The 13,414-nt window shown below is 70.2% G+C and carries 12 protein-coding genes; 6 read left to right on the top strand and 6 right to left on the bottom strand.

Translation table 11 applies throughout. The features are described from left to right. Positions 1–43 precede the first annotated feature (43 nt). The 6 genes from DEFCA_RS0100305 to DEFCA_RS0100280 all read right to left on the bottom strand — a co-directional run bounded on the left by DEFCA_RS0100305 (position 44) and on the right by DEFCA_RS0100280 (position 6,194). On the bottom strand, positions 44–1,540 hold the full coding sequence (locus DEFCA_RS0100305; protein ID WP_169709385.1) for a hypothetical protein: 1,497 nt from the start codon (positions 1,538–1,540) through the stop codon (positions 44–46). A gap of 254 nt (positions 1,541–1,794) precedes the next feature. Then, positions 1,795–2,400: an ankyrin repeat domain-containing protein gene (locus tag DEFCA_RS21170; RefSeq protein ID WP_084318545.1), complete on the bottom strand. Its 606-nt coding sequence runs from the start codon at positions 2,398–2,400 to the stop codon at positions 1,795–1,797. Between the two features lie 547 nt (positions 2,401–2,947). Then, positions 2,948–3,775, bottom strand: a complete 828-nt coding sequence (locus tag DEFCA_RS0100295) for a hypothetical protein (RefSeq protein WP_025321051.1) — start codon at positions 3,773–3,775, stop codon at positions 2,948–2,950. A 104-nt stretch (positions 3,776–3,879) separates the two neighbouring features. Next, positions 3,880–4,320 carry a peptide-methionine (R)-S-oxide reductase gene (gene msrB / locus DEFCA_RS23890; RefSeq protein ID WP_084318542.1) on the bottom strand — a complete coding sequence of 147 codons (441 nt, stop codon included), beginning with the start codon at positions 4,318–4,320 and terminating at the stop codon, positions 3,880–3,882. Positions 4,321–4,548: 228 nt separating this feature from the next. Beyond that, positions 4,549–5,937, bottom strand: a complete 1,389-nt coding sequence (locus DEFCA_RS20015; RefSeq protein ID WP_169709384.1) for a GGDEF domain-containing response regulator — start codon at positions 5,935–5,937, stop codon at positions 4,549–4,551. Between the two features lie 23 nt (positions 5,938–5,960). Beyond that, a complete protein-coding gene (locus DEFCA_RS0100280) occupies positions 5,961–6,194 on the bottom strand; it encodes a hypothetical protein (RefSeq protein ID WP_025321048.1) in 234 nt (77 codons plus the stop codon). A gap of 541 nt (positions 6,195–6,735) precedes the next feature. Between DEFCA_RS0100280 and DEFCA_RS0100275 the strand changes: the two genes are divergently transcribed. Genes DEFCA_RS0100275 through DEFCA_RS20000 form a run of 6 tightly spaced genes read left to right on the top strand, consistent with a single transcriptional unit; the run spans position 6,736 to position 13,198 of the window. After that, a complete protein-coding gene (locus tag DEFCA_RS0100275; RefSeq protein WP_025321047.1) occupies positions 6,736–8,967 on the top strand; it encodes an HD family phosphohydrolase in 2,232 nt (743 codons plus the stop codon). Beyond that, positions 8,873–9,319 (top strand): rRNA maturation RNase YbeY, encoded by a 447-nt coding sequence (gene ybeY / locus DEFCA_RS20010; RefSeq protein ID WP_025321046.1) that lies wholly within the window; start codon positions 8,873–8,875, stop codon positions 9,317–9,319. Before DEFCA_RS0100275 ends, ybeY begins: the two co-directional genes overlap by 95 nt. Further along, a complete protein-coding gene (locus DEFCA_RS0100265) occupies positions 9,309–10,016 on the top strand; it encodes a diacylglycerol kinase (RefSeq protein ID WP_025321045.1) in 708 nt (235 codons plus the stop codon). The genes ybeY and DEFCA_RS0100265 overlap by 11 nt, the downstream gene beginning before the upstream one ends. Then, complete coding sequence (locus DEFCA_RS0100260; protein ID WP_025321044.1) at positions 10,013–10,882, top strand: hemolysin family protein; 870 nt, start codon at positions 10,013–10,015, stop codon at positions 10,880–10,882. Before DEFCA_RS0100265 ends, DEFCA_RS0100260 begins: the two co-directional genes overlap by 4 nt. Beyond that, complete coding sequence (locus DEFCA_RS23885; protein WP_025321043.1) at positions 10,854–12,650, top strand: CheR family methyltransferase; 1,797 nt, start codon at positions 10,854–10,856, stop codon at positions 12,648–12,650. The genes DEFCA_RS0100260 and DEFCA_RS23885 overlap by 29 nt, the downstream gene beginning before the upstream one ends. Beyond that, complete coding sequence (locus tag DEFCA_RS20000; protein ID WP_025321042.1) at positions 12,647–13,198, top strand: chemotaxis protein CheW; 552 nt, start codon at positions 12,647–12,649, stop codon at positions 13,196–13,198. The genes DEFCA_RS23885 and DEFCA_RS20000 overlap by 4 nt, the downstream gene beginning before the upstream one ends. Positions 13,199–13,414 lie beyond the last annotated feature (216 nt).

Genomic DNA, 13,414 nt, shown 5'->3' with positions numbered 1-13,414 from the left:
GCCTACCTACGTTTCCTCACCTCCTTTCGCGCGCCCGCACATCTCAGGGGAGAGTTTCCACCCGGACCACGCACACCTCATGCTGCAGCTTGCCGGACCAGAAGAATCTTTGCCCCGACGGATCGAATGCCACGTAATACGACGAGATGTTCGGCACGGGCTTGCCGTCTTTGGCGAAGTTGCCCAGGTAGGTGCCGTCCATCTGAAAAACGTGGAGTTTGGTCGCCATGGTGTCGGTCACGACGACCTTGTCCGGCGCGTACATCACCACCCCATTGGCCCGGCCGATGCTGCCAGGAATCACCCCGAACTTTCCGAACGAGGCCACCGTGTTGCCTTTCTTGTCCAACTCGAAGACCTTCGCCGCCAGGGAATCGGTGCACACCAGCGTGCCCTTCGGGGTGAACGACACCGACGCCACCACGCCCATGCGGTCGGACAGGTCGATCCCGCGCAGCACCTCCGTGGCGTCAGGGGAGGTGATTACGATCATCTTCGCGGCCGAGTTGGCGAGATAGAGCTCCCCGGTTTCGGGGTCCACGGCGATGTCGGAGGCGCCGGCCTTCATCGGACGCGGCAGGATGCCCGCTTTGGCCGCGGCGTCCGCCATCGGCAGGAGGTCGCGCTCCCACACCAGGGCCCCCGAGGGGCTCACTGCCAGCAACCGGTTCCCCGCACTCAGGTAGATCGGGTCTCCCGACGGATCCACGCCCAAGCCCAGCACGCCGTTCAGCCGGTACGGCGCGCCCTCGGGCGGCCACGTGGCGCGGACCTCCAGCGTGTCCGGATCGATCAGATGTACCTTGGCCATCCGTTCGTCCACGACGTAGAGCGTATCGCCGTCGGGGCTAAGAGCCATGTCGCCCGGAAACCCGAAGCCCTGGTCGTTGCACTTGTACTCGGACACGGGCAGGAAAATTTCTTCGACCTCCCCCGCAAGGCCCTCGGCCTGCTTCTCGGGCACCTTCACTTCCACAACGTCCCCTGGCTTCGACTCCACTCCCGACGCATCGCGGGCTGTCACCCGATAGTAGTACGTCTTGCCAGGCTCCACCTTGCCGTCCACATACTTCGTATTCTGCACCGACCCGAGCAGGTTTGGGGGGGCATCCGGGGAGTCGGCCCGATACACGTTGTAGAGTATGGCTCCCTTTGCCACGTCCCAACGCAGGGTCACCCGGGTCGTTGTCGGGCGTGCCACCAACCCCTCCGGTGGCTCCAGTTTCACGATCACCACCTTGCCCGATGCCCTCTCTCCTGCAGCCCCGGTGGCGTCAACCGGCTCCACCTCGATCGTGTAGGTGCCGCCGTCCTGAGGCGCCGGGATCATGTGGTTCACCGCCGGGGTCTCACCGACCTTCTTGCCATTGACGTACACGTTGTACTTCACGGCTCCTGGCACCGGCTGCCACATCACCATAACGTTGGGGCCGACCACCATCGGGAATCCCGGCATCAAAGTCGGTGCCGGCAACCCTGCCCACGCAACCGACATCGCCAAAAGAAACACACCGAACCCCAAAAAAAATCTTCTCAGCATGCCTTTGCTTCCTCCCGTCATTGGCCTCTCACCCCGCATCACACTGTCCGTCACCCCCCGACGCCAGCAGGCCGCCACACGCCCCAGGCCCCCACACGGTGGTTTCTGCAGAAACTGTGCCATCATCTCGTCTCCTTTGCCTCGCCTCCCGAAACCCGTTGTGCCTCTGCCCACAATGCCACGCGACCTCCCACCGGCACGACCGCCATCGCGCCGGAAGGTGTGTGCTTTGCCTCAGCGCAGCGGCATTACACTCATGGCCCGGCCAGCGCGTCCAACACCCGGATCACCTCCTTCCCAGCCGCCCGATCGGGCGAGAGCGCCGCATGCTCGCGAGCACTCAATCCGTCGTCGTCTCTGGCGTTCGCATCAGCCCCCTTTTTAAGTAGCAACTGGACAACCGCAGGGTGCCCACCGAACGCAGCCTTCATCAAGGCGGTCATTCCCAGGGAGTCGGTGACGTCCACGTCAGCGCCCGCATCGAGCAACAGGGCGGCTGCGCCTTCGTGCCCCGCGAAGGCCGCATACATGAGTGGAGTCCGTCCGCCGGAATCTCTGGCATTGGGGTCCGCACCGGCGGCCAACAAAACCCGAACCACGTCGATTGCCCCCGATCGCGACGCGAGCATTAAGGGCGTTTCACCGTTCCACCCCCGCGTGTCTGCGGAAATCCCCTCCCCCAAAAGCCGCGCCACCTCACCAAGCGCCCCCGAGGCCGAAGCATCAAGCAACGGGGATCTCGGCCTCACGTCATAGGCACCGTGCGTCCCTGCCCCACCTGGCACCGGCACCAGGCAGCAGGTCAGGGCTAGACCGATCCGCGCAACAAACCACACCACTCCCAAAAACTTTCGGTTCACGTCATACCTCCAATGGGGGGGAGGAGGGGGACGCTGCTGCCCAGTTGATTCCTGCTCCCTGCCTCACCGCCTCCCCTACCGCCACCACTGCTCTCCACGCCAGGCCACGAGGGTGGAATCTCCCCACCGTATCGACCGCACGATGATACGCTCAAGGCCCCAGTCCGACAACATGTGTTTTCGCTCACATGATGGGTGAAAAGACGCGGGGGCGACCTCCGTGAGGGGTGGCCGGTGACGAGTGACAAGCGACGGGTTTGACGCTTCGCGTCGGCTGGAAGGCCGGAACGCTAGGAGGCCAGAAGGCTTTCTAGACCGGTTTTCTAGCTTTCCTGCGGCCTGCGAGGCGGGCTAGCATTCCAACGATTCACGGAAGTTTCCAACGACCAACAACGAACGACCAGCGGCGGTATTCCCGTGGCGGGTGGCTTTTTGGTCACACGATGAACACAGATCGACACGGATTCCCTGTTGGGAGCGTGGATTCTGTGCCCATCCGTGTGAATCTGTGGCTGGCTTCCGTGACGCGGGGTGAGGGGTGAAGGGGTCAGGCCACGCGGCGTTTGAGCTCTTCGACGCTTCCTTCGATGGAGGTGATCCGGTGCTCCATCTGCCGGAGCACCCGGTCGTACTCGTCGCGGCGCACGATGGCCCGGCCCAGTTCGTCCATGCGCATCCCCAACCGGTCGTACCGATCGATGAAATCGGAACGGACGTTTTCGATCCGCTCCGCGAGTTCTGTTCGGACCTCGTCGATCCGACGGTTTGTTTCGTCGATCCGGTCCGTGAGCTCCGTACGGACGTTCTCGATCCTGTCCGTGAGCTCCGTGCCGACGCCCTCGATTCGCCCCGACAGTTCCGTACGCACGTTCTCGATCCGTTCCGTGAGCTCCGTACGGACATTCTCGATCCGTTCCGTGAGCTCCGTGCTGACGCCCTCGATTCGCCCCGACAGTTCCGTACGCACGTTCTCGATCCGTTCCGTGAGCTCCGTACGGACATTCTCGATCCGTTCCGTGAGCTCCGTGCTGACGCCCTCGATTCGCCCCGACAGTTCCGCACACACGTTCTCGATCCGCGCGGTAAGCTCCGTGCGGACGTTCTCGATCCGTTCCGTAAGCTCCGCGCGGACGTTCTCGATCCGCGCCGAGAGATCCGTACGGACCTCGTCGATCCGCTTGTTGGTGTCATCGATCCGCTTGTTGGTGCCGTCGATGCGGCGGCTCATGTCCGTGAGCTGAGCCTGCATGTCGCCCAACCGCTGGTTCGTGACATCCAGCGCCCCCTTCACCTCGGCCACGCTTCGCTGAAGGGCCTCGAACTGGGGGACCACCCACTCCTGCATCGCCTTCTTGATCACTTCTTCCACGCTCATGCCGCACCTCCCAGGACCCTGCCGGATCAACTTACCCGGCCCCCCGGAGGATGACAAGGCCCCCCTCTCCCCTTCTTTTCTGTCGGCCCGTGGGGCTCCGGGGCTCAGCCCAGAGGAGGCAGCCCCAGGGCCTCGAGGGCCACCCGCCGCACCGGGGCCGGCAGGCCCAGGGCGTCCACGGCCTCGGCCACGGGCCGCCAGAAGCTCGGCCACCCCGTGCCGGAGTCGAACTTGTGCTCCGACAGGAACAGGTCCGTGCCGCACCCGGCGCACCGGTACAGGCCTTTGTCGTGGCGGTCCCAGTGGGCCCCCGAGAACGCCCGCTCGGTGCCCTGCCGCCGAAGCACCCGGTACTGTTCGGGCGTGAGCCGCCTCTGCCACTCGGCGTCCGTAAGTTCCAGCGGCTCGACCTCCGCGAACCCGCCCCGCGCCACCGAGTAGACCCGCACCGTCTCCCCTGCTGCGCCGCCGCCCCCCGCCACGCCCGTCCCCACCCACGCCGCGAGCACGAGCACGCTCGCCGTTCCCACACCGGAATGTCCCATGATTGGCGCCGCCTCATCGTTTTGTTTGGTGCCGGTCGTTCGAGACGACGATGGGTCGGGGAGGCAGGCGCCGCCTTACGCGGCAGGGGAGCGGCTCCGTGGAACGGAGCGTCCCCTCGGCCCCCGGGGGGCCGGGCAAGGGGAAGGAGCGTGATGGGTGACCGGTGACGGTGACGGCTCCGGCGCCTAGCTGCTTAGCCCGGCCGCCCAGCGGGCCGAAGGCCCCGATCAGGCGCTGGCCCGGGACTCGTCGGGGGCGCCCCACAGGCGGGTTCGGTTTCGGCCCGACTCCTTGGCCTCGTACAGGGCGTGGTCGGCCCGGGCCAGCAGCTCCTCCGCCGAACCGGACGCCCCCGGGTACCACGCCGCGCCGATGCTCACGGTCAGCTTGCCCCCCGGCACCGCGTCCTCGCCGGGGAAGCGGGTCCGGGCCACCGCCCGCCGGAGCTTCTCGGCCGCGGCCAGGGCCCCCTCCCGGCCGGTGCGGGGCAGGATCACGACGAACTCCTCTCCGCCGTACCGGGCCACCGTATCGATGCCCCGGGTGTTGCGGGTGAGGAGCTCGGCCAGCTTGCGCAGGGCCGCGTCACCGGTCAGGTGGTCGTTGCCGTCGTTCAGCCGCTTGAAGTGGTCGATGTCGATGATCAGGAGGGCCAGGGGGATCTCGTGGCGGGTGGCGTGGTTCCACTCGGCCCGGAGCCGCTCCTGGAAGTACCGCCGGTTGAACAGGCCCGTGAGCTCGTCGCGCACCGACAGGTCCCGCATGGCCTGGTACAGCCGGGCGTTCTCCAGGGCGATGGCCGCGGTGTCGGCGAAGATTCGCAGGATCTCCATCTCGTGTTCGGGCACCGGCTGCGAGTTCCCTTCCAACGCCAGGAACCCCACCACCCGGTCCCGGGCCCTCATCGGCACGACCACCAGCTCCGCCCCCCCGTCCCGGGCCGGCTGACGCACCTCCTCGCCCCGGAGGACCCTGGTGGCCCACGGCCCGGGCGCGTCCTCCACGCCGGGGCCCGAGGCTCCGCCCACCAAGGCCAGCCCGCCAGGGACCCGGCCCCACAGGCCGATGCGCACCGAGCGGTCCCCGAACACCTCACGAAGCCGCGCCCCCAACCGGTCCACCACCTCTTGGGGCTCCAACGAGGCGGCCAGGTCCTGGGCCAGCCGGCTCACTGCCTGCAGCTCCCGGTTGCGCCGCTCCAGCTCCTCCTTCTCCCGGCGCAGCTGGCTGGCCTGGGCCTCCAGGGTCCGGTTCATCTCCAGGATCTCGCGGAACGCCTCCCGGTTCTCCACGGCCTCGGCCAGGGCCCGCAGGAACTCGGGGGGATCGAGCGGCTCCTCCAGGTACTCGTAGGCGCCGTTCTTCAGGTAGATCAAGGCCTGACGTGGGTCGGGCCGCACGGCCACCGGCAGGACCGTGGCCTCGGGCGCCGCCCGCCGAAGCCACGCCAGGATCTCCTCGGGGCCGGCCTTCCCGAACGCGTCGGTGCGGAAGGCCACCACGTCCCACGGCCCCGGCGGGGCGAGCTCCGGCGAATCCACGCGGCTGACCTCGAGACGAAACGCCCCCACCCCGGCCTCCCGGGCCGGGACCCAGGGCCCGTCTGGAGCGATCACCAGAAGTCTTCGCAGGGGAGCCATCACGGGGTCGTGGAAGGGGGAAGGATGCCGATCTGACGGATCTCGCGGAGCTTCTTCTCGATCTGGAGGACAACCTCGGACAACCGCTCCTGTTCCTGCTCGTCCTCCAGGATCTCGGCCTCTCGGAGCGCCCGCTGCTTCTTTTCCAGAAGCGACTGGAGCTTCAGGAACGTCTTGCGCAGTTCCCGGTTGATCTCTTCCAGTTCCTCTCGAAGCCCGGAACCCGGTGCCACGGACAACCTCCTTCCAAGTGACTTCCGCTAGGACGCTAGGAGGCTGGGACGCTGGGAGGCTTGAAAACCTCCCCGATTCCCACACGCTCTAAGCATTACCATGCCTCTTCGCCTGCACCTCATGGTCCGGGGGCATGGGTTTCAGGAACCAGAATTCAGCGGACAGGAGACAGGAAATCCCGAAAAGCAGCTCGGGTTCCCGGGGGGATCCTCTCGGGGGACCGAAGAGCCTTCTCCCTGTCCACCGACTTCTGAATTCTGGCCCCTGAAACCCATGCCCGCCGCCGTCACTCGTCACCCGTCACGGCATTGCCTGTTGTCCGGCTCCGCAGGGAGCCTAAAGGGACTTCTCATTTAGAGAGTTTGCCGAACCGTACCACAGGGATCCGACCGAAACAACCGCTGTTTCCGATGGATTCCGCGGATCTTGACTCCCCCCCGACCGTGCCTTAGCATGCCCTGACTCGGAGGCTTCATGTTCCCATCCCGACCCACCCGCCGGTCCGGCGTCCCAACCGGTTCTCCCGCCCGGCGACGCGCCGTGTCGACGCTGCTGCTCCTGGGGCTGGCGTCCCTGGCCGCGGTGGTGACCGGTCTTCCCTTCGCCAAGCGGGTCCCCCTGTACGCGCCCGGCGAGGTCGCCCGGGAGAACGTCAAGGCGCAGCGGGACTTCGCCCTGCCGGACGAGGCCGCCACCGAGGCCCGCAGGGCCCAGGCCGCCGAGCGGGCGCCCGAGGTGTTCGATCGGGACCCCGACCTGCTGGCCGAGGCCCTGGACGAGGCGGCGGCCCTGGTGGACCGGATTCCCCTGCCCTCGGCCGTGAGTCCGGACGGGCCGAAGCCTCCGGACTGGGAGGCCTTGGCAGCCGAGGCGGCGGCCCGCCTGGGGGTTCCGGTCTCGGCCGAGCAGGTCCGCGGCCTCACGGACCCGGCCGCGCGCGCCGGCCTCCTGGGCCGGGTTCGGCGTCTGCTGGAGCCCCTGTTCGACCGGGGCGTCGTGGCCGACCCCACCCCCTTCCTCCGGGACCGGCCGAGGGTCCTCCGGGACCTGCGCACCCGCGCCGAGACCCCCCTCACACCGGCTTCGATGCCGCTCGGGCTGGACGAGGCCCGCGACGGGCTCGCCCCGGAGGGGGCCGCCGGACCCGAGCGCCTGGCACGGGCCCTGGCCCGGAAGGTGCTACGGCCCAACGTGGCCCGCAACGGGGAGGAGACCGCCCGCCGCCGCAGGGAGGCCCGGGACCGGGTGGCCCCGGTCCGGTACCTGATCCGGCAAGGCGAAATGATCGTTCGGGAGGGGGACCGGGTCAGCCCGGAACAGGCCCGGCGCCTGCGTGCCCACGCCCGCCTGGCCGACACCGGAAACGCCTGGCGCCGGGGGATCGGTCTCGTGGCCCTGTGGTGCCTGGGAATCTGGATCCCCTTCGAGTTCGGCCGCCGCAACGTCAAGAAGTTTCGGAGCGCTCCCCGCGACCGGATCCTGCTGGGCGCGACCCTCCTCGTGCTGGCGGCGTTGGAACGGGCCTGGCTCGCCCTGGCAACGGCGGCCTCGGTGCCCGGTGGCCTGGGGGCCGCGGTCCTGGGGGTGCCGATGGCCGCGGGCGTGCTGACCGTGCGGGCGGTCCTGAACTCCGAGACCGCGTTGCTGCTGGCCGTTCCCCTGTCGGTGCTGGGCGGCCTGGGCACCCCCGTGCCGCTGGAGGCCGCGGGCGTGTTCCTGGCCGGGGGGCTCGTGGGCGCCCACGGCGTGGGCAGGGCGGCCCGGCGGGCCGCCTACCTGCGGGCCGGGCTGTGGGCCGGGGTGGCCCAGGCGGCCGTGGCGGCCGGATTCGGCCTCGCGGCCGACGCGCTGCCGGGCCAGATCGGGTGGGACGCCCTGTGGGCCCTGGGCGGGGGGCTGGCCGCGGGCGCGCTCTCCCTGCTGCTGGTGTTCCTGGCCGAGCTGGTCCTGGGCTACACCACGGATCTGCGCCTCACGGAGCTGGCCAGCCTCGACCACCCGCTGCTCCGGGACCTGATGCTTCGGGCGCCGGGCACCTACCACCACTCCCTGGTCACCGGCACCCTGGCCAAGGCCGGGGCCGAGGCCATCGGGGCCCGGGCCCTGTTGGCCACGGTGGCCTCGTACTACCACGACGTGGGCAAGCTCTCCAAACCGGCCTACTTCATCGAGAACCAGCCCCACGGCCGAAACCCCCACGACCGTCTGGCCCCGAGGCTTTCGAGCCTGATCCTAACCTCCCACGTGAAGGAGGGGGTCGAGCTGGCCCGCCGCCACCGCCTGGGCCGGGAGATCGAGGCGATCCTCCAGCAGCACCACGGCACGGGGCTGATCCGTTACTTCCACGACAAGGCCGCCCGCCAGAGGGACGACCAGGTTCACGAGACCGACTACCGATACCCCGGCCCCAAGCCCCAGACCCGGGAGGCCGGCCTGGTGCTGCTGGCCGACGCGGTGGAGGCGGCGTCGCGCACCCTGCCCGATCTGCGGCCGGCCCGGATCCAGGGCATGGTTCAGAACATCGTCAACCGCACCTTTGCCGACGGCCAGCTCGACGAGTGTGACCTCACCCTGAGGGACCTGCACCGGATCGCGGGCGCGTTCGCCCGCATCCTCACCGGCATCCATCACCAGCGGATCGACTATCCGCTCCTGGCCCACAAGGAACGCCGCAGCGATGGAAATCTGGATCCGAAACGACCGGCCGGAACGGATCGACGAGGAGCGGCTCCGCAGGCGTCTGGGGAGCGCCTTAAGCGCCTCGGGCTGTGAGCCGTCCACCGAGCTCTCGGTGTGGCTGTGCTCCGACGCGGACATCCAGGAGCTGCACCGCACCTACTTCGGCCTTGACTCGCCCACGAACGTGATCAGTTTCTCCCAGCGCGAGGGCGAGGCCGGGGCGATGGACCCGGCCGTGCTGGGGGACGTGGTGGTCAGCCTGGACACCGCGGCCCGCGAGGCCGAGGAGGCCGGCTGGCCCCTGGAGGACATGGTGTTCTACCTGTGCCTGCACGGCCTCCTGCATCTGTTGGGGTACGACCACGAGGGGGCCCAGGCCCACCGGGCGGCCGAGATGGAGGCCCGGCAGGAGGAGCTGTTCCAACGGATCCGCCGTGAAACCTGAGACCTGGCTGGAAACCCTCAACTGCGCCGTGGAGGGGGTGCTCGAGGCGGTGCGCACCCAGCGGCACATGCGGTGGCACTCCCTGGCCGCCCTGGCCGTTCTGGTGCTCGCCCCCCGGCTGGGGGTCACGCCGGGGGAGTTCGCGCTGCTGTGCCTGGCGGCCGGACTGGTGCTCGTGGCCGAGCTCATCAACACCGCCTTCGAGTCCCTGGTGGATCTGGCCTGCCCCCGATACGACCCCCTGGCCCGGTCGGCCAAGGACGTGGCCGCCGGAGCCGTGCTCGTGGCCTCGTTCGGCGCGGCCGCCGTCGGGTGGGTGGTGCTCGGGCCGCGCCTGTCGCGGTTCGGTGCGGCCCTTCCCACCGGGCCGGCCGGCCCCATGGCCACGGCCGCGATCCTCCTGACCGTGATCGTGACCGTGGTGCTGCTGAAGGCCCTCCTGGGCCGGGGCGCGCCGCTCCACGGCGGCTTTCCCTCGGGCCACGCCGCGGTCTCGTTCGCCGTGGCCACCCTTCTCGCCCTGCACACCCGGGACTGGCTGGTGGCCGCCCTGGCGGGGCTGCTGGCCCTCATGGTGAGCCACAGCCGGCTCCTGCTGCGGATCCACTCCCGCGGCGAGGTCTTGGCCGGGGGGGCCCTGGGTGCCGGGCTGGCCCTGGCGCTCCACTACCTGGTGCTGCCCGGGGGAATGCCGTGAAGGCCGAGTCCCGGCCCACCGCCTTGGGAATCCTCGTCGAGTGGATCCGGCGCCGGCTTCGGCCCCGCCGGGACCTGGTGCGGCAGATGGAGGACCTGATCGAGGAGGGCACGGCCGAGGGCGTGCTCCAGCCCGAGGAGGAGGAGATGCTCCTCTCGGTCCTTGCCCTGCGCCGCACCCGGGTCCGCGAGATCATGGTGCCCCGCACCGAGATCGTGGCCGTGGACCGGGACGAGCCGCTCCCGGAGCTGGTCCGGCGGATGGTGGAGGAGGGGCACTCCCGGATCCCGGTGTACCGGGACACCCTGGACCAGGTGATCGGTTTCGTGACGGCCCGGGACGTGCTCCGGTACTGGGGCGCGCCCCCCCCGTCCCCCCCTCTGGAGCCCCTGTGCCGGCCCGCCGTGTTCGTGCCCGAGACCCTGACCCTGGAGGCCCTGCTCGAGGAGTTCAAACGCAACCGGGTCCCCCTGATCCTGGCCGTGGACGAGTATGGGGGGGTCTCCGGCCTGGTGACCCCCTCGGACGTGGTCGAGGAGATCGTGGGAGAGATCGAGGACGAACCCGACCTGGATGGCGAAGTCCGGGAGACCCGGGAGGGCCTTCGGGTCTCGGGCCGGGTCGACATGGAGAAGCTCGAGGACCTCCTGGGCCTGGAGCTGGACACCCAGGAGTTCGAGACGGTCGGTGGCCTGGTGTTCCACGTGTTGGGCAGGATTCCCCGCCCCGGAGAGACCTTCCAGTACCGCGGACTTGAGTTCACCGTGCGCGACGCCGATAAGAGGCGGGTCAAAGAGGTCCTGATCCGTCGCCCCCCCAGCGAGGAAGCGTCCGCAGGTGAACCTGGCCGCACCGACTCTCCCTGACCCCCCCCCCACCCCGTTGGCGTGGGTGGCCGCCGACCGGCCGGCCGAGGCCCGGGCCACGGCCGAGGCCCTGAGCCGGATCGGGGTGCGGGCCACGGCCGCCGACGCCCTGGATCAGGCCCTGGCCGGGGACCTGCCCGTGGCCGTGGTGTGCACGGCAGCCCCCCCTCGGCTGCGGGGGGCCCTGGAATGGGCCCGGAGCCGGGCCGCTGCCCCGCCGGCCGTGATCCTGGTGTGCCCCACCCCTTCCGCCTCGGACCTGGAGCCCCGGGTCTACCAGGCCTTCCCGGAAGACGCGCCCCCTCGCGCCCTAGCCTCGGCCGTGCTGGCGGCCGGCCGGGAGTGGCCGGCCTTCGCGCGGGCCTGGCCGTTGGCGGCGGCCGGCCCCGGCCAGCGGGAACTGGCGCAGGTGGCCGCGTTGGTGGAGCAGCACCGGGGCCTCGCCATCCGGGCCGACCGGCGCCGGGCCCTGGCGGAGGCCGTGGGGGTCCGGTTGGTGGCCCGGCTGGTGCCCACGGCCCAGGCCTACCTGCGCCGCCTTGCCTCGGCCCGGTTCCGTGCCCAGGAGCTCGACGCCCTGACCCTGCTGCTGGCCGTGAACGAGACCCACTTCTGGCGACACGCCGGCCAGTTCACAGCCCTGATGACCGAGGTGCTCCCCCGGCTGCGGGGCCGGCCCGCGAAAATCTGGTCGGCCGGCTGCGCCTCGGGAGAGGAGCCCTACTCCCTGGCCATCGCCTGCGTCGAGGTGCTCGGGCCCGAAGCTCCGGTGGAGATCGTGGCCACCGACAACCACGCGCCGAGCCTCGCCCGGGCACGCCGGGGGCGCTACGGGCAGCGGGCCGTGCGCAACATCCCCCCCGAGATGCTGCGCCGCCACCTCCGCCCCCGGGGGGACGGTTGGGAGGTGCCGCCTCACCTCCGGCGGATGGTCCGGTTCGAGCGCCGGGACCTGCTCGCCCCCGACACCCGGGAGTGGGTGCGGCGCAGCGGCCCGTTCGCCGCCGTGTTCTGCCGCAACACCCTCATCTATTTCCGCCCCGAGGCCGTGGCCGAGACCGTGGACCTGCTCTCGACCTCCCTGGACTCCGACGGGGCCCTCTTCCTGGGCCCCTCCGAGACGATCTGGCCCCGCAGACCCGAACTGGAGCCGGTCCGAAGCGCCGGATGCTTCTATTACCGCCGCGTGGCCGCCACCCCGCGGCCCCGCCCCACCCCTGCCGCGGCCGGCCGGGTGCGGGCGGGCCCGGCGGACGATGCGGAGGCCGTCTACCGGGCCGGCCTGGCCCTGCTGGACGTCGAGGAGTTCGAGAGGGCCCAGCAACGGTTCCAGAGCCTGCTGGAAGCCGACCCCACCGATCCCCGGGGCATGGTGGGCCAGGCCCTGCTCCTCGCCAACGAGGGGCGGGAGCAGGAGGCCCTCGTGGCGGCTCGCCAGGCCGCGGCATCGCCGTCGGCTCCGGCCGAGGCGTGCTACCTGTGCGGGCTTCTGCAAGAACGCTCCGGCGACGACGCCGGGGCCCTCGTGCGCTACGACGAGGCCCTCCTCAGGGACCCGGGCCTCGTCATGGCCCGGGTGAACCGGGCGTGGATCCTGCTGCGGCGGGGGGATCGGGCCGCCGCGGCCGCCGAGGCGGGCCGAGCCCTGCAGGCCCTGCGGTCGGGCCTGCGGGTGCCCCGGTGGATGACCGGCGGCATGGAGGCACGGGCCGTGGCCGAGATCCTCGAGTCCAGTCTGCAACTCCCGGAAAGGAGGGATGAGCCGTGAGGTCTGCGCACGCGGATCTGACCGCCTGGCTCGAGGCCCTGCGGGCCGAGTACTGGGACCATCAGCACCAGGCCCAGGACCCGACGGGGGGTCGGCCCCACCTGGTGTTCGAGGCCGGCGGCCGCCGGTTCGCGCTGCCTGCCGAAGCGGGCCGCGGCGTGGTGCGGCGGCCCCGGATCACCCGCCTGCCCGGCCTGCCGGAGTACATCCTGGGGGTGGCCGGGGTGCGGGGCGAAGTGGTGTCGGTGGTGGACACGAACCGGTTTCTCGCCATCCCCGAAGCCCCCGGCGGCCCGGGGGGCTACCTGGTCCTGGTGGCGAGCGGGGACCTGCGGGCCGCGTTCACCGTGGACCGGATCGTGGACGTGGTGCCGGTGCCCCCCGAGGAGGTCCAGCCGATCGAGGCGCCCTGGGCCGGTGCGCCCGAGAACACCGTGAAGGGCCAGTGGAAGGCGGAGGAAGAGGAACCGGTGACCGTGCTCGACCCCGATGGGCTCGTGCGAGGCTCGGCCGTGCCCGATGACCGGCGGCAACCGGGCGGCTCCTGATACCAAGTCGCCATCCCTCGGATACGCATCCGGAGGGGGGACCTGCGGTTCAGGGGTCGGTAATCAGCGGAAAGAAAACAGGGACAAACCGCACCCTCGGGTATCCTGCTCGCTCCCAAATCACCTCGGTCTCCGGTCGACGGTCATCGGCCCCCGGTGTAGCTGCGCTCGTGACCTACCAGGGCTGTCTTCGGAACCCTGACGATTGGCGAAGGA

Source organism: Deferrisoma camini S3R1 (assembly GCF_000526155.1).
In the GTDB taxonomy this organism is placed as follows: domain Bacteria; phylum Desulfobacterota; class Deferrisomatia; order Deferrisomatales; family Deferrisomataceae; genus Deferrisoma; species Deferrisoma camini.
The sequence above is the reverse complement of the archived record's forward strand: the minus strand, read 5'-3'. Positions and strand labels throughout refer to the sequence as shown.

What these genes read in the sequence shown, in the direction of transcription:
- DEFCA_RS0100305 (WP_169709385.1), bottom strand. Translation starts at nt 1,540, where the DNA reads ATGCTGAGAAGATTTTTTTTGGGGTTCGGTGTGTTTCTTTTGGCGATG.
- DEFCA_RS0100295 (WP_025321051.1), bottom strand. Translation starts at nt 3,775, where the DNA reads ATGAGCGTGGAAGAAGTGATCAAGAAGGCGATGCAGGAGTGGGTGGTC.
- msrB (WP_084318542.1), bottom strand. Translation starts at nt 4,320, where the DNA reads ATGGGACATTCCGGTGTGGGAACGGCGAGCGTGCTCGTGCTCGCGGCG.
- ybeY (WP_025321046.1), top strand. Translation starts at nt 8,873, where the DNA reads ATGGAAATCTGGATCCGAAACGACCGGCCGGAACGGATCGACGAGGAG.